Below are 24,235 nucleotides of genomic sequence, written 5' to 3'. Positions count from 1 at the left end.
CAAACAATAAAAAAAAATCGCAACAATTTGTTGCGAAAAATCACATTTTTTCTTTTCTATACACACATACTTGATTCTTTCCATTTTTTTTCGCTTCATATAATGCAATATCCGCTCGTTGCATTAATTCTTCTCTTGTAGTTCCTTGTTCATATAACGCAACTCCAAAGCTAGCTGTTAACTTCGAAATTCCAGTGAATTGCTTTGTTTCAATGAAGAATCGTAATGATTCCGCAACTTGAAATGCTTCCTTTTCTACTGTATTTGTCACTAATATAATGAATTCTTCCCCTCCCCATCTTGCAAATACATGTTGCTGCTCCACTTTAGATTTCATAAGCTCTGCAAGTTGTATTAATGCCAAATCGCCAAAATCATGACCATATGTGTCATTAACTGTTTTAAAATTATCTATATCAAATAAAATAATTGCTATTTTCTCATCATTACGTATTACCTTTTCCCATTCTACCTCTAGTATTTGTTGAAACTTTAAACGATTATAAATCTCTGTCAATGAATCTATCATAGCAAGTCTTTCTTGTTCTTGATAGATTTCATCTAATTCTGTAATTTCCGTGCACTTTACAATAAATCTTGATAAATCTTCTGGCAATGGTGTCGCACGTAATAGAAAAGTAGATACTGCCCCTTCATAATTTGACATCTTAATTCTTCTACCGCTTGATAAAGTATCGTCTAGCCATGTTATATCATGCGTCGTCGAGTAGTATCCATTTTCTCTAATAAAATGTTCAGCAAATACTAAATGTTGCTCGCGATAGGCAAACAAATTTTCATATCCGAAAAACGTTAAAAAATTTGTATTACAATCAACAATTTCATCATCTTCTACTATAAATAATAAATCATTTTGAAAATCAAACATCGTTTGAAGCAGTTCCTGTTGTAAACTAACTTGCCTTACTAAAGAAAGTTGATACAAACTCTTATTCACTTCTTCTAACACTGCTTGCGGAGTTACAGGGGCTATTACAATATTACGTATTCCTAATGCAAGTACATCTGTAAATTCCTTTGTTATTTGTTGATCCCAAATGACAATGAATGTACTTTGCGAGGTATACATATTCTTTATATATTTTATTTGAGAATAATCTGTTACATACATAATTATAATGTGCGGTTTCGTTCTTTGAAATAATAGTTCGCCCTCTTCAAAACTATTTGCTATAAACATACATTTTGGATGGATATTTTCTATCGTTTGTTGATGTTTACATCCATTTTCTATATAAAGGACATTTAACTGCAGATCTTGTAACACATTTTGGAAAACCGTATTCTCTAATAAAAAATGTAGTATGTTCATCACTAGTCTTCACTCACTTCATATATCTTGTTCTACTGAATTCCTCACAAACATTTTTAAAAGACTGTTCTCCAATAAACTTTAATTTGTGAGAAATACATATTAACAAGCTAATTGAGAATGTTATCTTCCCTTTTCACTCTATAAATTCCTTTTTTAGTGTATGATTATAGGAATTATATCGTTTGTATGAATGCCCTAGCTTATTTCTTAAAACTTGACAATTAAAATAAAGATATTATATTCTTAAATTCGATAACTTACAAAATGTAAGTAATATACATTGCGTTTTCCCGATAATTTTATATACAATTTGGAGGATATATTATGACAAACGACAACTTTTTTAACGTTCTATATGAACGCACATCTACACGTGCATTCAACCCAAATAAAGAAATCTCATCTACAGAATTACATGAGATTTTAAAAGCAGCAGCACAAGCACCTTCCGCTTGGAACTTACAACACTGGAAATTCCTTGTTTTTCAAGGTAAAGATGTACAAAAACGATTACACCCAATAGCTTATAACCAACAACAAATTCTTGATGCTTCTGCAGTAGTCGCTATTTTAGGTGATTTAGAAGCTTATAAAAATGTTGAGCCAGTATATGGTCCAATTGTAGAACAGGGATTTATGAAAGAAGAAGCAAAAGAACGCTTAGCTAAAAATATTGAATCTGCATATGCTCGTGAACAATTCCCAAGAGATGCTGCCTTTTCAAATGCATCTTTAGCAGCAATGCAACTTATGCTTGCAGCTAAAGCAACTGGTTGGGATACTTGTGCTATTGGTGGCTTCAATCCACAAGCACTGACAGACGAATTTAACGTTTCATCTCGTTACGTTCCAATTATGCTTATTACAATTGGTGAATCAACTTTAAAAGGCCACCCTGCACCTCGTATGAGCGTAGAGCAAATGAGCGAGTGGGCAAAATAATAAAAATCGAAGGTAACTACATTGCCTTCGTTTTTTTATTTCCTGTCATACTTTTGTAATATTACTACAAATCATTCGACATTTATACTTATGGAAAAGTATATTCTATTCCCTCTTCATAAATAAACGTGACGTTTCGTGTCGAATTTTGTTAAGGCGTTGAAATATACTCGTGTATTTTTGTTACAATTGTGATACAATGATAACAAATAGATAACAAGAGAGGGATTTTCATTGAGTTCATACGGAAGCTTTATCGCACTTTTATGTTACATAGTAACTGTACTGCTTCTATATTTTATTGGTGATGCCGCAAACATCTCCATTTTACAATTCCCAAAAGAAGAAGCATTCCAATTAGAATCAGAAAAACATACTGCACGATCCATTGTACCACTACTCCTAGCTCTTCCTGTATATATCATCGTTTTATATAAAAGTAAAAAAGTGTAAAGGCTACCCATTTCATTTATTTCGGTGGTTTTTACATTTTTTTGTTATATTTCCCCTATTTTAAACATCATTCCATACTAAACACCCAGCTAGTCATTTAAAATGAGAAAATCCCCTAGAAAAAATTCCACTCTCTGTCCAGTCACTAACTACCGAACTTACATAGATTATAAGTGTGAAGGGGGTGATGAGGATTATGTTTGGATCATTTGGATGCTGTGATAACTTTAGAGACTGTCATCATCATGAAAGAGAGCGCGACCATCGTGAGAAAGAGAGAGAGGTTAAACCACAACAACCAGCTGTATGTAACGTACTTGCTAGCATTTCAGTTGGAACAGAGCTTTCTCTATTAAGCGTTAAAGGTGTTGGATCTTTCAACAATGTAATTTTTGAAGGTTTCTGTAACGGTGTTGCTCTTTTCTCTGCTTTAGCTCGTAATGACAAAGATAACAAAGATAACAATAAAGACGATAAACACAATCAAAATCGAAATACTTTTACTGGTATTTTACGTGTATGCCCAACTGATATCGTTGCTATCGCTATCTAATTCTGTTCCTTATCTTTAAGAGTAAGAAAATAAGCTTTATTTTTCTCATAGAAAAAACCTGAGACCGATTTCAAATCGACTCAGGTTTTTTTATTGATTATATGCTTTTAACTAGTTCAACAACTTCTTCAGCAGTTGACATCATTAATGCTTTTTCTGCTAATGTTTCCATTTCTGCTTTTGACAACTTGCTTAGCTGTGTTCTTGCAGGAAGAATAGATGTTGCACTCATACTGAACTCATCTAAACCTAATCCTAATAATAATGGGATAGCAAGTGAATCGCCCGCCATCTCACCACACATACCAGCCCATTTGCCTTCTTTATGAGCAGCATCGATAACCATTTTTACAAGACGTAAAATAGATGGGTTATATGGTTGGTATAAGTAAGATACTTGTTCGTTCATACGGTCTGCAGCCATTGTGTATTGGATTAAATCATTTGTTCCGATAGAGAAGAAGTCAACTTCTTTCGCGAATTGATCTGCTAATACTGCTGAAGCTGGGATTTCAACCATCATACCAACTTCAATAGAATCAGAAACAGTTGTACCCGCTTCTACAAGTTTCGCTTTCTCTTCTAATAAAATCGCTTTCGCTTGACGGAACTCATCAAGAGTTGCAATCATTGGGAACATAATTTTTAAGTTACCGTATACGCTAGCACGAAGTAATGCACGAAGTTGTGTACGGAACACATCTTGCTCATCAAGACATAAGCGGATTGCACGGTATCCTAAGAATGGGTTCATTTCTTTTGGTAAATGTAAGTATGGAAGCTCTTTATCTCCACCGATGTCAAGTGTACGAACAACGACTGGTTGACCTTCTTTTACACCTTCAAGAACTGCTTTATATGCTTCGAACTGCTCTTCTTCTGTTGGAAGATTGTCACGGCCCATGTATAAGAATTCTGTACGGTATAAGCCAACGCCTTCTCCGCCATTATCGATAATACCTTGTACATCATTTGGTGTTCCGATATTTGCAACAAGCTCAACGTGATGTCCGTCACTTGTTACAGTAGCTTGGTCTTTTAATTTAGCCCATTCAGCTTTTTGCTCTTCAAATTTCGCTTTCTTTTCTTCAAACGAACGAAGAGTTTCTTCTGATGGGTTTACAATTACTTCTCCATCTAAACCGTCAATGATAACGATATCGCCATTTTGGATTTTCTCCATAACAACTTTTGTACCAACAACAGCTGGAATTTCCATAGAACGAGCCATAATTGCTGAGTGAGATGTACGTCCACCGATATCAGTAGTGAAACCTTTTGCATACTTACGGTTTAACTGAGCTGTATCAGATGGTGTTAAATCTTCAGCAATGATGATTACCTCTTCAGAAATTGTACCAGGATTTGAGAAGTTAATTCCTAGTAAATGTGCAAGAACGCGTTTTGTTACGTCACGAATGTCCGCAGCACGTTCTTTCATATATTCGTTATCCATGTTTTCAAACATAGAAATAAACATTGATGCAACTTCATCCATTGCAAATTCAGCATTTACTTTTTCGCTATTTACTTTATCTTTTACTGGGTTTACTAGTTCTGGATCATTTAACACTAATAAATGTGCTTCAAAGATTGCAGCTTTGTCAGCACCTAGCTCAGCAAATGCGTGGTCCTTAATAGCTTCTAATTCAGTTTTTGCTTTCTCAAGCGCAGCGTCTAAGCGTGCAATTTCTGCAGCTTCGTTTGTAATTGATTTCTTTTCGATGTTAAATTCAGGATTTTCAAGTCTGAAAGCCTTTGCAATAGCAATCCCACTTGATGCAGCGATCCCTTGAATGTTAAGAGTCATTATTCTCCTAATCCTTCGTTTTTCATAGTTTCTTCGATAGCTGCTAGTGCTTGAGCTGCATCATCACCATTTGCAGTGATTTTAATTTCTGCGTTTTGTTGAATGCCTAAAGACATAACGCCCATGATTGATTTTAAGTTAACGTTCTTTCCGTTATACTCTAAGTTAATATCAGAACCGAATTTGCTTGCAGTGTTTACAAGTAGAGTTGCTGGACGAGCATGAATTCCTGAGTCGCTAGTTACTTTAAAGATTTTTTCCATGATAATTTATCTCCTTTAAATTACAGTATTTTTTAGTTGTATAGACGTGAGTACTACATCATCTATTGTATATAATAGGCGATGTTCGGTCAACCACATCGCCTATTATAATTATAAACATTTTGCGTCAAATTCCTACTGAATGTCAATAATAGCGGTTTCGCCCTTCTTAACATTTCCATCTTTTTTCAATTCGACTTGTTGCCCTTGTTGTAAGTTTGTAAAGACAATTGGTGTAATGATAGATGGTGCATTTTCTTTTACAAATGCAAGATCTACTTTTAATAATGGTTGGCCTTGTTTCACCTTGTCGCCTTGTGCTACAAGCGCTTCAAAACCTTCACCATTTAATTTTACAGTATCAATACCGAAGTGAATTAAAATTTCTTTTCCGCCTTCAGATTGAATACCAATCGCATGTTTTGTAGGGAATACATTGACAATCTCACCGTTCACTGGAGAAACTACTGTTCCTTCAGTTGGCTCAATTGCAAATCCGTCTCCCATCATTTTTCCTGAGAATACTTGGTCAGGTACTTCTGTAATTGGTAAGATTTTTCCTTCGATTGGTGATACAATTGTTTCATTTTCATCAACTTTTTGAGGAGTTTCTTCCACTTTTACAGGTTCTTCTTTTTCAACATGAGGTGTACGACCTGACATAATATCATGAATTTGTGATTTTAATGTGTCAGATTTCGGTCCGAAAATAGCTTGAATGTTATTTCCAACTTCAAGTACACCAGCTGCTCCAAGTTCTTTTAAGCGGTCTTTGTTTACATTCTTTTGTTCGTTAACTTGAACACGTAAACGAGTAATACAAGCATCTAAAGAAGCAATGTTTTCTTTACCACCAAGTGCTACTAATACTTCACGAGGGAGTTCGCCTGCTTCTGCTTTTCCTGCGCCGTCATTTGCATTTGCCACTTCACGACCAGGTGTTTTTAGATTCCATTTACGAATTGCAAAGCGGAATCCGAAGTAGTAAATAACTGCTAGTACAAGACCAACAATAATTACCCACCACCATGCTGTACGGCCTGGTAGTACACCGAATAATAGGAAGTCAATTAAACCACCAGAGAATGTCATACCAATTTTAACACCTAAAATTTGCATTGTCATAAATGATAGACCAGCAAATACAGCGTGAATTCCGAATAATACTGGCGCTACGAATAAGAATGAAAATTCAAGTGGCTCTGTAATACCTGTTAAGAAAGATGTTAATGCTGCAGAACCTAAAATACCTGCTGCTAATTTTTTATTTTCTGGACGTGCTTCATGGTACATTGCTAAAGCTGCTGCTGGAAGACCGAACATCATGAACGGATACTTACCAGTTGTAAATGTCCCTGCTGTTAATTCTACACCGTCTTTTAACTGTGCCATAAAGATTTTTTGGTCACCACGGATTAATTCGCCAGCTGCATTTGTATACTGACCGAATTCGAACCAGAACGGTGAATAGAAAATGTGATGTAATCCAAATGGAATTAATGAACGTTCAATTAAACCGAATATAAATGCTGCAATTGTTCTATTTGCATCAATCATTTGATGTGAGAACGTGTTTAAGCCACCTTGAATGTATGGCCAAACGAAGCACATGATAATACCTACTATTAAAGAGAATGTTGCAGTTGCAATCGGTACGAAACGCTTACCTGCAAAGAAACCTAAGTATGATGGTAATTCAATATTGAAGTATTTATTATAGCAATATGCCGCTACTATACCGACGATAATACCACCAAATACCCCTGTTTGTAGCGTTGGAATACCTAATACGTTTGCATACGCTGGATCTGCAAATCCAATTTTTACTGGGTCTGCTCCAGAACTTGTTACTTTCACTAGCTTATCTACTTCTAAGAACACACTCATCGTTTTGTTCATAATTAAGTAGCCGACGAATGCTGCTAAACCAGCTACTCCGTCTCCACCAGCTAAACCAATTGCTACCCCAACTGCGAATAATAATGCAAGGTTAGCGAAAATAATATCACCAGATTGTTCCATAATTTTTGCAACCATTACGAACCAATCTGCTTTTAAAGCAGGAATAACATTTGTTAACTGTGGATTTTGAAATGCATTACCAAATCCAAGTAAAATACCTGCCGCCGGTAAAATCGCTACTGGAAGCATTAACGCTTTTCCGACTTTTTGAAGAACACCAAAGATCTTCTTAAACATGGAAACCCTTCCTCTCTTATCTATATTGATACCTTCCGACAAACGCCAAAAAGACATGAGGAAAAAAAGATAGAACGATAGCTATACAAAGGGTAGTATATCCCTTTCTCTAGCTTACATTCCTTACTTTTCTCCACTCATGCCTGATCGAATCAGTAACACGTGTCAAAAATAGGTTTACGTATAAGTTCACTATAATTAAGGCAAACGTTTTCGTTACTCACCTTAATGTGTTTGTCGAAATTTGTATAACTTTGCAATAGTTATTATACATAACTATTGTAAGCGATTCAATCATTTTTTTTAACGTTTTCATTTTAGACAAAAATATATGGCTTTTTACACATGCTCTGCCTTTACTAAGCGTTGCAAGTGCATCGTTAAATAAATACTTTCAGCTTCATATACAGGTAGTTGCAACTCTTTTTGCATGACCTTAACTAGCTTCCAAGCCAAGTTATAGCAAGCTGGATACTCCGCCTTTAATAAATCAGCAAAACTTTGCGATTCCTCTACTTTTTCTCCTTTTTTCACCCTCTCAATAGCATATTGAAGATGACGAATAAGACGTAAATAATGAATGCTCTCTTGATCTAATGTAATTTGTAAGTTTGTCTCAATTAAAGATACAAGTTGTGCAATGAGACGGGAGTTTTGATTAACTGAAGATAAATCAGAATTTGTAAGCGAACTGTAAATGTGAAGTGCAATAAAACCAATTTCTCCTTCTGGCAATGTAATTTGCAAACGAGAATTTAAAAGTTCTACAACACCTTCCGCAATTTCATATTCCTTTGGATAGAGCATTTTTGTTTCAACTAAAAAAGGGTTATCAATTGTAAGTCCTTGTTTTAACCTTTTAATCGCAAATGAAATATGATCTGTTAACGCAATATGAATATGTTCATTTAGTGGCGATTTCGCTTTCCCTTGAATGTACAGCATAATATCGTTCATCAATTCAATTAATTTTTCACTAATATGCGGCACTAATAATTTGTATTGTTCACGATCACGTTCATTTTTTAAGACAAACATCTTTTCGATTTGTTCTTGCTCCAATACATCTTTCGCTTTTTTCCCAAATCCAATTCCTTTACCAATCACTACTACTTCCTCGTGTTCCGGATGGCTAGCAATGATGACATTATTATTTAAAACTTTTTTAATTTCTAGATAATTACTCATATAACACCACCCTCGTACTTAAATAGCCTACTTTTATGTTACAGAATATTCTTCTTTGTCGTCAATGTAAAACATCTGCCATTTAATAAAAATTCATTTTTTAGACATGTTTATATATGATGCGTATAATGTAAGAGCAACTGTACATAGAAAGGAGATAACAGCATGATTAAAATGTTTGTAAGTGATATCGATGGTACAATGATGCAACACGGAGGTCTTATTGACGAACAAGATGTTGCGGCACTGCGCAGCCTTGCCCAGCAAAATGTTATTCTTTGCTTCGCTTCCGGAAGACTTGATAATGAAATTGCAGACTTAATGAAAGCTGTAAATACAAATTTTCATCGCATTAGTGTAAATGGTGTTTTTGTATATACACATGAAAATAAACAACTATTATCTGCAACTTTTGATTCCAGCATACTTCCCGATTTGTTAGCTATGACGAATGAAGATCCTTATTTCCGTTATGTAAGTGATGAGCATAATTATTACATTGAAGAGAAAACACCTTTCATTCAAGAACTTGAACAACAAGTAACTATGACTTCTGTTGAAGAACCAAACTTACTACAGAAGATTGATGATACAATTTTCCCAAATAAAATTTCTGTCGGTGGAACAAAGGAGAGCTTACAACTCCTTCAGAAAAAAATTGATGAAAAATTCCACGGGAAAGTTAGTACTTTCATCTCAGCAGAACAATGTTTAGATGTAATGCCACCGAATGTTAGTAAAGGCTCTGCCATTTCTGTTTTATTAAATGAGTTTCAAATAAAACCTGAGGAAATTGCTTGTATAGGGGATTCTTATAATGACATTCCTATGTTTTCTTTAACTCCTCACAGTTTTGCTATGTCGCAAGCAGATGATGCAGTAAAAAAACACGCTCACTATGTAGTAAATCACGTCAAAGATGCTGTTAACCACGTAATTGCTCATAATAAAAATACGACTCATTCCTTATAAGGATGAGTCGTATTTTTATTTCTTTACATGTTAACCATTTTCAATTCCACTGTACTTCACAAACTGAAATATACTATTTGTTACGTGCGATATTCGTAATAAATTTATAACGATCTCCACGATAAATACATTTCACGTACTCTAGCGGTATCTCACCTTCTGAATATGACCATTGACGCATTACAAGTACAGGCGCCTTTTTAGGAATATGCAGATGTTCAGCTTCATTTTCCGTCGCAACGGAAGCTTCAATTGACTGAGTAGCGCTAACAAGTTTAAAGCCCAGTTTTTTCTCTAAATGTTCATATAAAGATTGTTGCAATATCTCTTCGTTAATATCTTTTACAAGAGCTGGCGACAAATATGTCGTCTCAAAAGCAATCGGTTCATCATCAGCTAAGCGAATACGCCTCACTTCATAAACCGATTCCCCCTCCTGTATTCTCAACCGGTCTGCTATTTTAGCAGTAGCTGGAACTAGGCGGAAACTAAGTAATTGACTACTTGGGTTCATCCCACGAGAAATCATGTCTTCTGTGAATCCCGTCATTCCTTGCAATTTTTGTTCCACTTTCGGAAGTTGGACAAATGTTCCAATTCCACGCTTCCGATATAAATAGCCTTGTTCCACTAAATTATTAATCGCCTGTCTGATTGTCATTCGACTCACTTCGAACTTATCACAAAGTTCATTCTCAGATGGGATTTTATCTCCCGGCTTCCATTCGCCGTCCTCAATTAGCTGTTTCACCCACTCTTGAATCTGATAATAGATCGGAAATGGTGAATACTTGTCGATGTTCATCAGCAATCGCCTCACTGCATAAAGATAGAGCTTCTTGATCAGCGATTACGGTTACATTCGGATGACGTTGTAAAACTGTAGCCGGACACTCTTCACTATATTCACCTTGCAATAATTCTTTAACAGCTTCTGCCTTTTTAGAACCCATCGCAACAAGTAGAACTTGTTTCGCTTTCATAATGCTTCCAATTCCCATTGTAATCGCATGAGTTGGCACATCTTCTTCTTTTTCGAAGAATCGAAGGTTTGCTTGGCGTGTAGATTCTGTTAATTCAACAATGTTTGTTGGAGAATTAAACGGTGTTCCTGGCTCATTAAATCCGATGTGACCGTTTTCACCGATTCCAAGAATCTGTAGGTCAACTGGGTTAGCAGCTAGAATGCTCTCGTAACGTTTGCACTCTTCCTCTAAATCACTTGCCATCCCGTTTGGTACATAAGTTTGTTTAAATGGAAGATGATCAAACAACTGTTCTTGCATGAAATAGTGATAGCTGTTTTTATCTTCATGTGGTAAATTTACGTACTCATCTAAGTTTACAGTGGTTACACGGCTTGTATCAAGTTTATTTTTTCGCATTTCTGCATAAATACCTAATGGAGAGCTTCCTGTAGCCATTCCTAATGTTGGATTTTCTTTTGTTTTTACAACTTCTTCAATTAATTTATAACCTGCTTCTGCTAATTCTTCTGGAGTTTTTACAACAAGAATATTCATTTAATTACTTCCCTTCCTTCATATGAATTCCTAAACGAACCGTATCATATACATGTAAATCTTCATTCATCACAACAAAGTCTGCATCTTTTCCTACCGCTAATGCACCTTTATTATTTAATCCAAACTCTTCTGCTTGGTTAACTGATGTCATAAGTACTGCATCTTCGATTGAACAACCTGTAAATTCAATTACATTTCGGAAAGCTTGATCCATTTTTAGAATACTACCAGCTAACGTTCCATCTTCTAATCGAGCACTACCATCTTTTACATGTACTGGCTGTCCGCCAAGCTCATATAATCCATCTTCAAGACCTTTTGCACGCATTGCGTCAGTAATAACACTTACTTTTTTCGGTCCTTTTAACTTATATGCTAATTTCACCATATCAGGGTGAATATGAATACCATCTGTAATTACTTCAACCATTACATCTGGATTTAATAACACATGACCCACAACTCCTGGTTCACGGTGATGTAATCCACGCATTTGATTGTATAAATGTGTCGCATGTGTAATCTTTCTATTTTTTAGTTGCGCATCAATTGCATCTGTATGTCCCATTGTGCCAACTACACCAGTTTCAGCAAGATATTGTTCAAACTCTAATGCTCCCTCTTCTTCTGGTGCATATGTTACTAATTTAATTAAGTTCCCACTTGCTTCTTGCCATTGTTTAAATTGCTCAATATTTGCAGGAACGATATGTTCAAGTGGCTGTGCACCTGCACGTTTCTTTGAAACATAAGGTCCTTCTAAATGAATATATTCGAAATGCGCTCCTTTTTCTTTTGCTTCTTTCGCAGCAGTTAACGCTGCTTCAATTGCCTCTGGAGCTTGTGTCATTGTTGTTGGGAAGTAAGTTGTAACCCCTTCTTTTAACATTTCTTTACCTAGAGTTACTAACCCATCGCTATTTGCATCCATCGCATCAATATCGTATCCACCATGAATATGAACATCGATCATACCTGGAATTATAATCTTCCCTGTAGCATCAAAAACAGTTTCATTTTCTTGTGGTACATATTGAGCCATCAAACCAATTTCTTTAATGGTTTCTGCGTAACGAATAAATCCGTTTTCCACTATTTCTTGACCTGTGTAAATTTTGGCATTGATGACAATTTGCGTTTTCATTTTCATCGATCCTTTCCCATGAATTACCTACTTGTTATTATTACCTTATTCGCCTAGTTCCATCTTAATATACGCACGAGTAGTTGTCTATACATTCTAATGAAATTTCCTTTTTATTCAACAGAAAAGGAAATTTCTTACGTCTCTTATAATTATAATATATATTATTCATTTTTCCAAAAAGGGACAGTATCGCCCCCTAATATAGAAATCACTTCAACAATGGCATTAATCCGCTAGATTCTAACATAATATGTTCACCATCTGTTTCCATTTCTACTGTACGTTTATTCGTTCTATATACCATTATACCGTGCCTTTTTAAGCGTTTCACTACACTTTGGTGAGGATGTCCATACGGATTATTACTCCCGTACGATAGAATAGCAAACTGCGGTTCCACTTTTTTTATAAACGTTTCACTTGTTGAAGTATATGAGCCATGATGCCCCACTTTTAACACATCTGCATGGACATCAAATTGTTTTAATATTTCATGTTCTGTCCGTACATCCGCGTCACCCATTAATAAAAAATCCGCTTTTCCATATCGCACCTTTAAAACAATTGAGGATTCATTATTTTCATCTTTTGATTTCCCGTTGTTTAATACTTGTATAGAAACATGTGGATCCAGCGGTATATATTGTCCTTCCTTTACTGAAACGAAAGGTATCCCTCTTTTTTTTATATTATTCCGATACGTATGATAAGTAAGAGAACTATATGTTTTTCCGCTATCTAATATAAGCGATACCGGCATTTGCTCTACAATTGGAATTAACCCCCCTATATGATCCATATCGGGATGCGTACTGACAATTACATCTAAATGATTAATCCCTTTCTCAATTAATTTCTGAATAATAACCTCTCCTGCTTCATAAGGTCCTCCATCAATTAACATTGTTTGTCCATTTGGCATTATAATAAGTGTTGCGTCACCTTGCCCCACTTTTAAAAAGCTCACTTTCATTTTACTAAGATGTTGCCGATGCATATGTAAAGGAGACGTAGTATGAATGGACATCATATACCTTTTAGCTGATGCGCTATTTAAAGAAAAACATAATAAAACAGAAACTAATAATAAAATAATCCGCATACCTCTCATAACTCGTCTCCTTTTTTCATTTAGTATGGCACTGTAAATAATTGATATACAAAAAAAGCTTAGCAAAATGCTAAGCTTTTATTTCGATATCTCTTGTAAGGAACCGAAGAATAAATCTGCTTCATTCATTTGTTCATTCTCTTCAGAAAGCGGTGGTAAATCATCTAATGTTTTCAATCCAAATGTGTCTAAAAATTCTTTTGTTGTTCCGTATAAAATAGGACGCCCTGGTCCTTCTGCTCTTCCCATTTCTTTTATAAGTAAATGTGAAACCAACGTTTGTAACGCCTTATCAGTTTTAACTCCTCTAATCTCTTCCATTTCAGTCCTTGTGATTGGTTGGCGATATGCAACAATCGCTAACGTTTCGAGGGCAGCTTGTGAGAGTGAAGCAGCTGTTGGTGTATCTATTAATTTTTGATAATATGAAGCATGTTCTTTCTTTGTAGCAAAACGATATACTTTTGCATACTGTACAATTTGCAAACCACGGTTTGCACCTTCACATTCTTGTTGCATTTCTTCTAAAATATTAATTGCTTCATTCATTTCAATTTCAAGAACTTTCGCTATTTGTTCTGGATAAATCCCTTCATCACCAGAAACAAATAAAAGGCCTTCAATAATTGACTTTTGTTCTTTCCTATCCATTTCACGAGCTCCTTCCTTCTATTTTCTCATAAAAATACACATCAAAAAACCGAATCACAATTAATGCGTTCGGTTCAATATTTTTTCTCTTGTTCCAAACGATACATTAAAACATAGCATGAGATAAAATGTTGCTATCCCATTTTCACATACTTGCTCTATGCAGATTTATTAGAGCTTGATACGAAAATTTCATCAAAATTATGTTCTTGCTCAATTATGATTTGTTGGTTTTTCATAAGTTCCAGAACTGCTAAAAATGTTACAACCATTATTTCACGTTCATCATCAACAAACAAATCATAAAAACTTTGGCGACCACCCTTTATTTTTAACTGTTTTAAAATATCAGTCATTCGCTGTTCAATTGGTATTTCTTGACGAGTAATACGTGTTGTTACAGGTTTTTTTGCCTTTTTACGGCGCATTAATTTTTGAAATGCTGCTAGCATATCATATAACGTAACATCAAGAGGTAAGCTTGTCTCCTCTTCTTGTTGCAACGATGTAAAGTCAATTGGTGGACGTGTATATAGCTGTGCTCTTTCTTGTTCTCTTTCTTTTAACTCAGTAGCAACTTGCTTATATTTCTTATATTCAATTAACCTCTCCATCAATTCTTGACGAGGATCATCTATAAAATCATCACCGTTATCAAGTACATCTTCTTCATGTTTCGGCAACAACATCTTACTTTTAATTTGTAATAACGTTGCAGCCATTACTAAATACTCACTTGCAACATCTAATTGAAGTTCTTTCATCGTATGCACATAAGATAAATATTGCTCTGTAATATCTGCTACAGGAATATTATATATATCAATTTCATAACGATGTATTAAATGTAACAATAGATCTAACGGCCCTTCAAAAGCCTCTACTTTAAAATTATATTGCACAAAGCATCCCACCACATTTTTTCTATAACAACATAAGTATAGAGCATACTCATGTTCTATCCAACCTTTTTAAGAAATTTAATTAAAAATAGACCGATGCCTATGTCATCATGCCCACCACTTCATATGATAACAGTGTAGTAAGAACAATGTAGGAGGTCAAAAAACTATGGGTCACGTTGATTGTGGTTTTAGCGGTGGGTTCGCATTACTTGTTGTACTGTTTATTTTACTAATTATTGTAGGAGCAGCTTGCTTCTGCTAATATGAACAATAACGGCTAGGGGGAAACCTCCTAGTCGTTTATTGTTCATATTTCTATGATACACTTATATGTATAACCGTTAGATAGGAGCGAGAAAACATGTATCCTACCGAATACATACAATTTTTAATTCATTTCCATGGAGATTATGACTATTTTGAATGCCACGAAATACTAGAAGAGTATTGGAAGACAAAACCAAGAGGTAATCGTGATCATTACTTAGTTGGTCTCATTCAAATTGCAGTTTCTTTATACCACCAAAGACGTGCTAATTGGAATGGTTCTACAAAAATGATGAAAAGCGCAATTACAATTTTAGAAAAAAGCGGTGTGCCTTTACAACGTTTAGGAATTAATCAAGTACAACTTCTTTCCTTGCTCAATGAAAGATTGCAATCTATCCATAAAAAAGAACGTTTTGTACCTTTATTTTTACCCTTATCAGATTCATCGTTAGAGAAGCAGTGCATAGAGTTATGTCAAAAACAAAACCTCTCTTGGAAAGACTTGAATGCTATCCCAGGTGAATATATTATAAACAAGCACACTTTGCGTGATCGCACAGAGGTCATTACTGAACGAAACGAACAATTACAAAAAAGAAAGCAGAGATAATAAACTACTTATCTCTGCTTTCACGAATGTATATTTTGTTCTAGCCCTTTACATTTTTCGCAAAAACTTGCTGTTTGCTCATTTCCGCAAATTGTAAACTCAAGAAATTTACTCTTTAACTCTTGAACCATCTTCGTCCCAATCCCCACATGACGGTGAGACGGGTTCACACTCAAATGCTGAATTTCTAATACTTGATTCTCTTTTTTTACAATCCCCATTATTCCAACAAAATCTTCATTTTCTTTCCACAAATACAATTGCCAATCATCTTTTGCTTCATATTCTTTCATTGTCAATTGTAATGTTTTCACATCTTTTTCAGTTGGCATAAACGAAAGAAGCCCCATTGCAATTTTTTCATAACTTTTTTTAAAACGAATTAACATAACCCTTATCCCTTCTTACAAAAGTTACAAACTAGTAATCCCCTCAATCACTCTTTTCATATCACATTCATTTTACAATATTTTCAACAGAGTGAGAAGAGTCTAAAACAACTTGATAATCATACAAAGCGAAAAGAAGAAAGTCAAATCTATGTTTCAGCACTATTCCTTTAATAAATAGAGTTAAAAAAAGAAAATTTTATATGGAATGGAAAGAAACATATCATTCAACAGCACTTCATTTATAGTTACTCTAAAGCAGCACAATTCTAGCAAAATTAATATAACAAAAAATATTTATTGAAACATATAATGTAATGTATTCTATGTAATTGGTTAAAGGTTTGTTCTCACAAGCAATATATTTTAGCAACAATACTACTTGTATGATGAGCTGTAGAAGTAGTACTCAATCTCATTAAAAATAAAAAAGAGAGCAAAAGCTCTCTTTTTCCTTACCTTATTCTTCCCAAACTTTAACTTCTTTCATTACATCGCCTTGACGCATTTTTAATACTGTTTCAATACCGCTTGTTGCTTTACCGAATACAGTATGAACACCATCTAAATGCGGCTGTGGCTCATGAACGATAAAGAATTGGCTACCGCCTGTGTTACGGCCAGCGTGAGCCATAGAAAGTGATCCTACAAGGTGTCTATGAGGGTTTCCATCAGTTTCACATGGAATAGAGTAACCTGGGCCACCTGCACCTGTACCTGTTGGGTCTCCACCTTGGCTTACGAAGCCAGGAATAACACGGTGGAATGTAACACCGTCATAAAATCCTTGCTCTGCTAATTTTTTAAAGTTTTCTACTGTTTTCGGTGCTTCTTCTGGGAAAAATTCCAAGTCGATTTTTTCACCGTTTTCCATTAATATGTATCCTAAAGTTTTCATACGTATATGTCTCCTTTCAACTATCTCAGCACTATATTACCACATTCATGACTAGAAACAAAAAGAATCCGACAATCTAGATACTTCTTTTTTGAAATGTGGAAAAAGCTAGGTGACAAATAAGAAATATATACTATAATAACTTTGTTGCCCGAAAATTTTAGAAAGAGAAAGGGAGCGATTTTTCGTGAAAACGAAATTACTAGCTCTGCTATTAGCTGTAACGGTATTTATGATGCCAACAGCTTCGTTTGCAGACATCATCGAGGGAGAATCAATTGTTACATTAGGAGAGAACTTATCTGAACAACAAAAACAAGATCTGTTAAAAGAAATGAAAGCACCGAAAGATGCTACAATTATTACTGTATCTAATGCGGAAGAACATAAATTTCTAGAAGGCATTGTTCCAAAAGCACAAATTGGTACGAGAGCAATTTCTTCTTCTATGATTACATACACAAAACCAGGATCTGGTCTTATTGTACGATCAAAGAACATTAACTGGGTAACAGATGCAATGTACACTAACGCTTTAATTACAGCAGGTGTAAAAGATGCAGAAATTCAAATTACTGCACCTTTTAAAGTTTCAGGAACTGCAGCTTTAACTGGATTAATGAAAGCATACGAAACTGCGTCCAATAAACAAATTCCTGAAGAAGTTAAAAAAGTAGCGAATGAAGAAATGGTACAAACAGCCCAGCTTGGTGATAAAATTGGTGAAGAAAAAGCAGTTCAACTTGTTGCAAAAATTAAAGAAGAAATTGCAAAAGAACAGCCAAAAACAACAGAAGATTTACGTTCATTAATTAAAAAAATTGCTGATCAACTCGGCATTACATTGACAGATGAACAGTTAGATAACTTAGTATCGTTATTTGATAAAATGAAAAATCTTAATATCGATTGGAATCAAGTTGGTAGTCAATTAAACAAAGCAAAAGAACACGTTTCTGCCTTCTTAGGTTCTGAAGAAGGACAAAGTTTTCTAGATAAAGTGAAAGATTTCTTCTCAAGTATCATTGATTTTGTTAAATCTTTATTCAAGTAAAAAAGAAGCCCGCCAGTGACGGGCTTCTTTTTTATACAAGTAATGGTAATTTCATAACAGCCTCTTCAACCGAACGCACTATATGATTTGCTTTCTCCTTTACATATGGATGGGCATGATGAAGAGTAAATGAATGCGGGGTTACTTCAAACATAGAAATATCATTGAAAGAATCTCCAATACAAGCAACTTCATTTGCTTCAATTTGCAAATGGTCCATTAGTCGCTTTAGAGCACTCCCCTTACTCACGCCTCTTGGCATAATATCAACATAGCGTTTACCTGATATAAAAACTTCCGCTTCGCCTTGAAACGTATCTCGTAGCTCTTGATCTAACGTCACAATTTTCTCTTCTTCTCCAAAAACAAACAATTTTGCAGGGTGTACAGTCTTACCAAACTCTTCTTCTAACGCTTCAATTTCAGCGATATGCACGCCCATATACGCTTCAAAATTATGGTGATGTTCATTCTTCCTTTTTGTATATCGCTGCTCATTTGCACAAACAATATCCGCTAGTCCTTTTTTATGTATATATCGATATATTTCCTGGGCAACCACATTTTCAAAACTCGATTCATGAAATAAATTTCCATCCGGAAGCAACATTGTCGCTCCATTTAAGCCAGTTGTATAATATGGGAATGAAAACCTTTTTACAACTTCATCAATTCTGTGTGTAAAGCGGCCAGAGGCAAAACAAATATTTGTCCCTTTCTCAGCTAACCAACACAGCGCACGTTCATCTTCTTTTTGCATATGATTCACATCGTAAACGAGCGTGTCATCTAAATCACTTACAAATAATTTAATCATGTCCTCTTCCCCTTCCATACACAATATCTACTCTAAGTGTACACAAAAAATGTTTGATTTTTGTTAAAAAATAATAAATTTTCGCTAAAAAAAATAAACGGGTGTATAATCCCGTTTATTTTTGTCTTTTTACATTTTGAGGTCTTACAATACTTGGTCGTACTTTTAAACTAGACATCGTTGGACGGAGTAAAATTTTTGTTAATGCGCCCCAATCAAATGGTAAAAACGGCCATAAATAAGGTGTTTGTAAACTTTTTATAGACGTTAAAAATAAAATTAATATCGTCATACCAATTACAAATCCCATCTCATGGAAGAGGCCTGTTAAAATAATAACAAACAATTTCCCAACCTTATTCCCTAATCCTAATTCATAACTCGGTGTTGCATATGCACCAATCATCGAAACTGCTACATATAAAATTACTTCTGGCACAAACAAACCTACATCAATTGCAATTTGACCAATTAATATAGCGGAAATCAACCCTGCTGCAGACGATAACGGCGTTGGAGTATGAATGGCTGCCATCCTTAAAAACTCAAGTCCGACCTCTGCCATTAACACCTGTAATAAAATTGGTAAATGCGTCATCTTAGTCGGTCCAATAAAAGCAAGATTTGCTGGCAAAAGAGTTGGATCAAATACAAACACTAACCAAAATGGTAATAAAAATAACGAGAATATAACACCTAAAAAGCGCACCCAGCGTAAAAATGTACCGACAGCTGGATTTTGTCTAAACTCTTCCGCGTGCTGTAAATGATGAAAATATGTTGTCGGTGTAATCATAGCACTTGGCGATGTGTCAACAAGTACTAACACATGTCCTTCTAGTAGATGATTTGCTGCTACATCTGGCCTTTCTGTATATCGAATAAGTGGAAATGGGTTATAGCTTTGCTTTACAACAAATTCTTCTACTGTTTTATCCGCCATCGTAATTCCATCTACATCGATGTTATTTAATTCTTGTTTTATAATCTTTACTAAATCTGGATTTGCAACATCTTGAACGTATGTAATGCAAATATCCGTTTGTGATCTATCTCCTACTCGAACCATTTCATTTCGAAGACGTGGATCTCGAATTCTTCTACGGATTAATGCTGTATTTACAACGATATTTTCAACAAATCCATCCCTTGCACCGCGTACTACCTTTTCGGTATCTGGTTCTGTCGGCGTTCGCCCTGGATAACTACGAACATCGATTGCAAACGCTTCCGTTTCACCTTCCACAAATATCACGATGAGTCCTGATAATACTTGGAGCATTACCTCATCCATCGTTTTCACTTTACTTACTTGTTGATGGATTAAGCGATTCTCTAAAAGCTTCACTGTATCTTCTTCTACATCCCTTATCTCATTTGTATCCACCGCTTCTTCTAAAATAGGGATAATATAATTTGTATCACAAAGTCCGTTTACAAATAACACACCAATTTCTTTATTCAAAATTTGAAATTTACGAATGCCAACATCGTATGTAACGCCTAGCCCAACTGTCTGCTTTAAATAATTTTCATTGTCACTTATGAAAGTTGATATAGGGATATCCACTTTTTTAGGCTTCGTCATAAAAACCACTCCTTTCCAAAATTAATTGAATTGCTTTCTTCGTAATAGGTGATCCCCTCTCCCATTCATCATTTCCACACATCTTACCAATGTCACCGACTCCAACGATGACAGGAACATTCAAGTCATCTAAACAATAAATTGTATCTCCGCTAATTCTGCCAATTTCGCCATCTGGAAGTCCAAATTTATCAACACCGTATTCGGTTAAATTCCCGTTCCGATCTACACTTACATCTACACGTGCCCATTCCCAATGATGCGTATTAGACGCTACTGCTAAAATACCGAGCACATCAATTTGTTTATGGGCAGCCACATATTTTAAAGCCTTTTCACCAGATCCTTCTCCAATAAATCCACTGTCATCAAACATGACAAATACAGGGTCATATGGCGTTTGCATAATAAGCTCAACAACTTTTTTCCCTGTCAATTTGGTTGGATTACTTTGTGATGCTGAAATACACCTTCCCCCAAATTCCTTCGTTAAAAGCTCAATTGTCCGCTTTGCATATTCATCTCCATCTGTGACCAAAACAACCCTTCGTCTCATTTGATTTATCCTTTCGGTTTACATATAAGTGCTATAAAAAACGAAAACAATATCGCTGCGGAAATGCCCGCAGACGTTAAACTAAACATGCCAATACCAATTCCTAAATATCCATGTTTTTCTGCTGCATGCATTGCTCCGTGCAATAGTGAATGTCCAAAACTTGTAATAGGGACTGTTGCTCCAGCACCTGCAAACTTTATTAGTTTATCGTACAATCCAAATCCATCTAAAATTGCTCCGATGACTACAAAAGTTGCCATTAAATGAGCTGGTGTTAACTTTACGAAATCTAACAATAGTTGCCCAATTAAACAAATAACTCCACCTACAAGAAATGCATATATAAAATCCACAATTCACTCTCCTTTAACTCTCTCAAATACGACACCATGTGCAATTGTTGGAATCGTTTCCTTCTGTTGCATCATCATCGGGCTTAATAATGCACCAGTCGCAACGACAAAAATTCGTTGTAAATTCCCTTTTTGCATCTCGTGTAATAAATGACCATATGTGACAACTGCTGAACAAGCGCAACCACTACCACCTGCAAACACTTCTTCTTGACTTGATTCATAAATCATCAATCCACAATCATTGTATATATGCCCAAGATCATAACCTTCCTCAAGTAAAAGTTGTTTCGCAATCGGCGTCCCAACAGCTGATAAATCACCCGTAACAATCAAATCATAATCATCGGCACTTCTTCTTAAATCTTCAAAATGTTGTTGAATTGTATGAGCTGCTGCTGGAGCCATCGCTGCCCCCATATCCAAAGGATTTGTAATTCCTAAATCTTGCACTTTTCCAATTGTAGCCGACGTAATTTTAATTGCACTTTTTTCATTGCTAATTAATATAGATCCTGCACCAGTCACAGTTGAATTTGCTGTCCCTGGCTTTTGTCCACCGTACTCTGTTGGATAGCGAAATTGTCTTTCAGCCGTTGCATTATGACTACTTACTGTAGCTAAGACACGATTTGCAAATCCACCGTCTATAAAAGCTGAGCCAACTGCTAAAGTCTCCATAGACGTCGCACAAGCGCTAAACATTCCTAAAAAAGGAATGCCCCACTTACGCGCAACATAATTTGCTGTCACTGTTTGATTTAATAAATCTCCCGCTAAAAAGAAATCAATTTGCGATGTTTTTATATTCCCTTTTTGCACTGCTTGTTGAATTGAGTCTGACATTAATCTTCGTTCGGCAAGCTCCCAATTTTCTTCTCCACAATGCAAGTCACCATATGAAATATCAAATTTTTTCCCAAGAGGGCCCTCAGCTTCTTTCGGACCGACAGCAGTACCCGTTGCATTCACATATATATCATTTTGAAATACCCACGTTTGTTTTCCGGTCAACCTCATACTAGCCCTCCTTTAAGACATAAAAATTTTAAAGGTATACCTTATTAACCCAATGATATATGCACCAACAACCCCAAATACAATCACACTTCCTGCCAGTTTAAACATATTTGTAGCAATCCCTAGAACAACTCCTTCGCTCTTATGTTCTAAGGCAGCGCTCGCCATAGAATTTGCAAATCCTGTTACCGGTACCGCTGATCCTGCTCCAGCAAATTGACCGATTTTATCATATACACCACACCCTGTTAAAATCGCGGATAATAAAACAAGGGTTGCAACAGTTGGGTTTCCTGCCTCTTGTTCACTGAAGTGAAAATAATGTATATAAAATTTCATCAATACTTCTCCAACTGTGCAAATGAGTCCACCTACAAGAAATGCTTTGATACAATTTAGTAAATAGTTTGGCTTTGGATGATACTCCTTCACTTTATTTACGTAATCATCCTTCAATTTCTGACTTGTCATTTATATACTGCCTCCTACTTTACGAAATAAATCCAGTGAAACAACGAGCCTATTACTTTCCCAAGTACAAGAGCAACGAGTAAAACAATAATCTTCCCCTCTACCCCTACTCGTTTCGCTAAAATAGGTAGAACATTTAACACCTCTGTTAATGCCGCAGCAAGCATTCCAATGAACGTGCCACAAAATATCCCTAATATAACGAGCCAATATTGCGACGTTTGAAATGTAATGTTTTTCAAACTGCACCAAGCCCCTGTTAAAGTACCTGCAATGACTGCCCACTCAAAATATTGAATATGCTTTCCACTTCTCGTTAATTGGGCTAAACGGGGGATTATACCAAGTACAGCTAAAAATGCGACATATCCGCTACCTACCGCAATCCCTCCAGCTAAACCAATTAAAATAACAAATCCAGACTCAATCATCGGCAAGTTGTTTCATATTATCCTTGTTTTCATTAACGATTACATATTGATCAAGTGACTGTTGGTATTGAAACATCTCAACTTCTAACGGACTCGGCTCTTCATTAATTCGCTTTTGAAATACATGATTAAAAAATAAAACCATCCCTAAGCCAAGACCTAAAGAATAAGGAATTTGAAATAAAAGTGGTTGTGCATTAAATTCTCCAGTAATCATGTAATATAACCGTTGATGTACTTGTTGCATACTTACATCTTCATGGAAATAAATGATCGCAAGGGCCGCTCCAATGAACAGTAACAGCCATACAAGCCCGAAAAAAATTGGGTGTGTCTTCTTTTTTTCGTATATAATTTCAACAAGAGTTTGTCCAGAACCGAGTAAATTAATTTGTACATGAGATGCTTTCTGTTGAATAATCTCAATTACTTTCATAACATCAATTACAACATGCGTCTTATCATGCGCTGTTATTTTGTAAACTATCTCATTTTGTAACAACTCAACTACGGAAGAATCTCCGGCAAGTTGAGCAACATCGCCCAGCTTTACTTCATAAGTAGGAGAAACTTTTAAACGATTGCGCATTTTAATATAAATCGTTTGTTCCAACTTTCATTCACCCCTTCACTCTTCCTCGTAGTTGTAGTATGGTTATTGAATTTTTTTCTAATACAATTTTTTCATAAAAAAACATCTGCACCATTTCGGTACAGAT

28 protein-coding genes are annotated in these 24,235 nt (G+C 35.5%); 7 read left to right on the top strand and 21 right to left on the bottom strand.

Features of this window, described 5'->3' with window-relative positions; genetic code table 11:
* Positions 1-40 precede the first annotated feature (40 nt).
* On the bottom strand, positions 41-1,333 hold the full coding sequence (locus tag ACTFO4_RS04190; RefSeq protein ID WP_001023185.1) for a GGDEF domain-containing protein: 1,293 nt from the start codon (positions 1,331-1,333) through the stop codon (positions 41-43).
* 327 nt (positions 1,334-1,660) lie between these two features.
* Between ACTFO4_RS04190 and ACTFO4_RS04185 the strand changes: the two genes are divergently transcribed.
* The 3 genes from ACTFO4_RS04185 to ACTFO4_RS04175 all read left to right on the top strand — a co-directional run bounded on the left by ACTFO4_RS04185 (position 1,661) and on the right by ACTFO4_RS04175 (position 3,284).
* Entirely contained in the window at positions 1,661-2,278 is a 618-nt protein-coding gene (locus ACTFO4_RS04185; protein ID WP_000180390.1) for a nitroreductase family protein, read from the top strand.
* A 234-nt stretch (positions 2,279-2,512) separates the two neighbouring features.
* Complete coding sequence (locus ACTFO4_RS04180; protein ID WP_000100485.1) at positions 2,513-2,731, top strand: hypothetical protein; 219 nt, start codon at positions 2,513-2,515, stop codon at positions 2,729-2,731.
* Between the two features lie 196 nt (positions 2,732-2,927).
* Complete coding sequence (locus tag ACTFO4_RS04175; RefSeq protein WP_000468023.1) at positions 2,928-3,284, top strand: DUF3915 domain-containing protein; 357 nt, start codon at positions 2,928-2,930, stop codon at positions 3,282-3,284.
* A 97-nt stretch (positions 3,285-3,381) separates the two neighbouring features.
* On the opposite strand, the gene ptsP is transcribed toward ACTFO4_RS04175, so the two are convergent.
* From ptsP to glcT, 4 genes are all read right to left on the bottom strand, one after another.
* Entirely contained in the window at positions 3,382-5,094 is a 1,713-nt protein-coding gene (ptsP, locus tag ACTFO4_RS04170; protein WP_000174207.1) for a phosphoenolpyruvate--protein phosphotransferase, read from the bottom strand.
* Complete coding sequence (ptsH, locus tag ACTFO4_RS04165; protein ID WP_000411080.1) at positions 5,094-5,357, bottom strand: phosphocarrier protein HPr; 264 nt, start codon at positions 5,355-5,357, stop codon at positions 5,094-5,096. Before ptsH ends, ptsP begins: the two co-directional genes overlap by 1 nt.
* A gap of 135 nt (positions 5,358-5,492) precedes the next feature.
* Positions 5,493-7,556, bottom strand: coding sequence for a PTS glucose transporter subunit IIABC (gene ptsG, locus ACTFO4_RS04160; RefSeq protein WP_000473178.1), 2,064 nt, complete (start codon positions 7,554-7,556; stop codon positions 5,493-5,495).
* Between the two features lie 339 nt (positions 7,557-7,895).
* Positions 7,896-8,744, bottom strand: a complete 849-nt coding sequence (gene glcT / locus ACTFO4_RS04155) for a glucose PTS transporter transcription antiterminator GlcT (protein ID WP_000073860.1) — start codon at positions 8,742-8,744, stop codon at positions 7,896-7,898.
* A 165-nt stretch (positions 8,745-8,909) separates the two neighbouring features.
* Here glcT and ACTFO4_RS04150 point away from each other — a divergent pair, with 165 nt between their 5' ends.
* Positions 8,910-9,716 carry a Cof-type HAD-IIB family hydrolase gene (locus ACTFO4_RS04150; RefSeq protein ID WP_017673597.1) on the top strand — a complete coding sequence of 269 codons (807 nt, stop codon included), beginning with the start codon at positions 8,910-8,912 and terminating at the stop codon, positions 9,714-9,716.
* A 73-nt stretch (positions 9,717-9,789) separates the two neighbouring features.
* Here the strand turns inward: ACTFO4_RS04150 and ACTFO4_RS04145 are convergent, their stop codons facing one another.
* The 6 genes from ACTFO4_RS04145 to scpA all read right to left on the bottom strand — a co-directional run bounded on the left by ACTFO4_RS04145 (position 9,790) and on the right by scpA (position 15,053).
* Positions 9,790-10,521, bottom strand: coding sequence for a GntR family transcriptional regulator (locus ACTFO4_RS04145; protein ID WP_014894892.1), 732 nt, complete (start codon positions 10,519-10,521; stop codon positions 9,790-9,792).
* Positions 10,451-11,239 (bottom strand): glucosamine-6-phosphate deaminase, encoded by a 789-nt coding sequence (nagB, locus tag ACTFO4_RS04140; RefSeq protein WP_001024210.1) that lies wholly within the window; start codon positions 11,237-11,239, stop codon positions 10,451-10,453. The genes ACTFO4_RS04145 and nagB overlap by 71 nt, the downstream gene beginning before the upstream one ends.
* A gap of 4 nt (positions 11,240-11,243) precedes the next feature.
* Entirely contained in the window at positions 11,244-12,386 is a 1,143-nt protein-coding gene (gene nagA / locus ACTFO4_RS04135) for an N-acetylglucosamine-6-phosphate deacetylase (RefSeq protein ID WP_002179749.1), read from the bottom strand.
* 211 nt (positions 12,387-12,597) lie between these two features.
* A complete protein-coding gene (locus tag ACTFO4_RS04130; protein WP_001214826.1) occupies positions 12,598-13,500 on the bottom strand; it encodes a ComEC/Rec2 family competence protein in 903 nt (300 codons plus the stop codon).
* 78 nt (positions 13,501-13,578) lie between these two features.
* Entirely contained in the window at positions 13,579-14,151 is a 573-nt protein-coding gene (scpB, locus tag ACTFO4_RS04125) for a segregation/condensation protein ScpB (RefSeq protein ID WP_000375168.1), read from the bottom strand.
* A 158-nt stretch (positions 14,152-14,309) separates the two neighbouring features.
* Positions 14,310-15,053 carry a segregation/condensation protein A gene (scpA, locus tag ACTFO4_RS04120; protein WP_001199753.1) on the bottom strand — a complete coding sequence of 248 codons (744 nt, stop codon included), beginning with the start codon at positions 15,051-15,053 and terminating at the stop codon, positions 14,310-14,312.
* A gap of 169 nt (positions 15,054-15,222) precedes the next feature.
* On the opposite strand from scpA, the gene ACTFO4_RS04115 reads away from it, so the two are divergent.
* Together ACTFO4_RS04115 and ACTFO4_RS04110 are read left to right on the top strand one after the other, a co-directional pair.
* The gene (locus tag ACTFO4_RS04115) at positions 15,223-15,318 is read left to right on the top strand and encodes a YjcZ family sporulation protein (protein ID WP_000510194.1); all 96 of its coding nucleotides are present in this window, start codon (positions 15,223-15,225) and stop codon (positions 15,316-15,318) included.
* Positions 15,319-15,417: 99 nt separating this feature from the next.
* Positions 15,418-15,936 (top strand): DUF309 domain-containing protein, encoded by a 519-nt coding sequence (locus ACTFO4_RS04110; RefSeq protein WP_000283597.1) that lies wholly within the window; start codon positions 15,418-15,420, stop codon positions 15,934-15,936.
* A gap of 20 nt (positions 15,937-15,956) precedes the next feature.
* On the opposite strand, the gene ribT is transcribed toward ACTFO4_RS04110, so the two are convergent.
* Positions 15,957-16,325: a GNAT family N-acetyltransferase RibT gene (ribT, locus tag ACTFO4_RS04105; protein WP_000908401.1), complete on the bottom strand. Its 369-nt coding sequence runs from the start codon at positions 16,323-16,325 to the stop codon at positions 15,957-15,959.
* 460 nt (positions 16,326-16,785) lie between these two features.
* Entirely contained in the window at positions 16,786-17,223 is a 438-nt protein-coding gene (locus ACTFO4_RS04100; protein WP_000853782.1) for a peptidylprolyl isomerase, read from the bottom strand.
* Between the two features lie 187 nt (positions 17,224-17,410).
* Between ACTFO4_RS04100 and ACTFO4_RS04095 the strand changes: the two genes are divergently transcribed.
* Positions 17,411-18,277, top strand: a complete 867-nt coding sequence (locus ACTFO4_RS04095; protein WP_000850515.1) for a DUF1002 domain-containing protein — start codon at positions 17,411-17,413, stop codon at positions 18,275-18,277.
* 31 nt (positions 18,278-18,308) lie between these two features.
* Here the strand turns inward: ACTFO4_RS04095 and ACTFO4_RS04090 are convergent, their stop codons facing one another.
* The 8 genes from ACTFO4_RS04090 to ACTFO4_RS04055 all read right to left on the bottom strand — a co-directional run bounded on the left by ACTFO4_RS04090 (position 18,309) and on the right by ACTFO4_RS04055 (position 24,129).
* The gene (locus ACTFO4_RS04090; protein ID WP_002026273.1) at positions 18,309-19,112 is read right to left on the bottom strand and encodes a Cof-type HAD-IIB family hydrolase; all 804 of its coding nucleotides are present in this window, start codon (positions 19,110-19,112) and stop codon (positions 18,309-18,311) included.
* A gap of 97 nt (positions 19,113-19,209) precedes the next feature.
* Entirely contained in the window at positions 19,210-20,682 is a 1,473-nt protein-coding gene (spoVAF, locus tag ACTFO4_RS04085) for a spore germination protein SpoVAF (protein WP_000165595.1), read from the bottom strand.
* The gene (locus ACTFO4_RS04080) at positions 20,669-21,238 is read right to left on the bottom strand and encodes a stage V sporulation protein AE (protein ID WP_031312229.1); all 570 of its coding nucleotides are present in this window, start codon (positions 21,236-21,238) and stop codon (positions 20,669-20,671) included. Before ACTFO4_RS04080 ends, spoVAF begins: the two co-directional genes overlap by 14 nt.
* A 5-nt stretch (positions 21,239-21,243) precedes the next feature.
* A complete protein-coding gene (gene spoVAE, locus ACTFO4_RS04075; protein WP_000345916.1) occupies positions 21,244-21,594 on the bottom strand; it encodes a stage V sporulation protein AE in 351 nt (116 codons plus the stop codon).
* A gap of 3 nt (positions 21,595-21,597) precedes the next feature.
* Entirely contained in the window at positions 21,598-22,614 is a 1,017-nt protein-coding gene (gene spoVAD, locus ACTFO4_RS04070; protein WP_001241166.1) for a stage V sporulation protein AD, read from the bottom strand.
* Between the two features lie 12 nt (positions 22,615-22,626).
* Entirely contained in the window at positions 22,627-23,085 is a 459-nt protein-coding gene (gene spoVAC / locus ACTFO4_RS04065) for a stage V sporulation protein AC (protein WP_017673595.1), read from the bottom strand.
* A 14-nt stretch (positions 23,086-23,099) separates the two neighbouring features.
* A complete protein-coding gene (spoVAB, locus tag ACTFO4_RS04060) occupies positions 23,100-23,516 on the bottom strand; it encodes a stage V sporulation protein SpoVAB (protein ID WP_000572936.1) in 417 nt (138 codons plus the stop codon).
* Positions 23,509-24,129: a stage V sporulation protein AA gene (locus tag ACTFO4_RS04055; RefSeq protein WP_000438369.1), complete on the bottom strand. Its 621-nt coding sequence runs from the start codon at positions 24,127-24,129 to the stop codon at positions 23,509-23,511. Before ACTFO4_RS04055 ends, spoVAB begins: the two co-directional genes overlap by 8 nt.
* Positions 24,130-24,235 lie beyond the last annotated feature (106 nt).

Origin of the sequence: Bacillus cereus group sp. MYBKT14-1, from assembly GCF_051915185.1 — a bacterium.
In the GTDB taxonomy this organism is placed as follows: domain Bacteria; phylum Bacillota; class Bacilli; order Bacillales; family Bacillaceae_G; genus Bacillus_A; species Bacillus_A cereus.
This window is presented reverse-complemented; position numbering and strand designations above follow the sequence as displayed.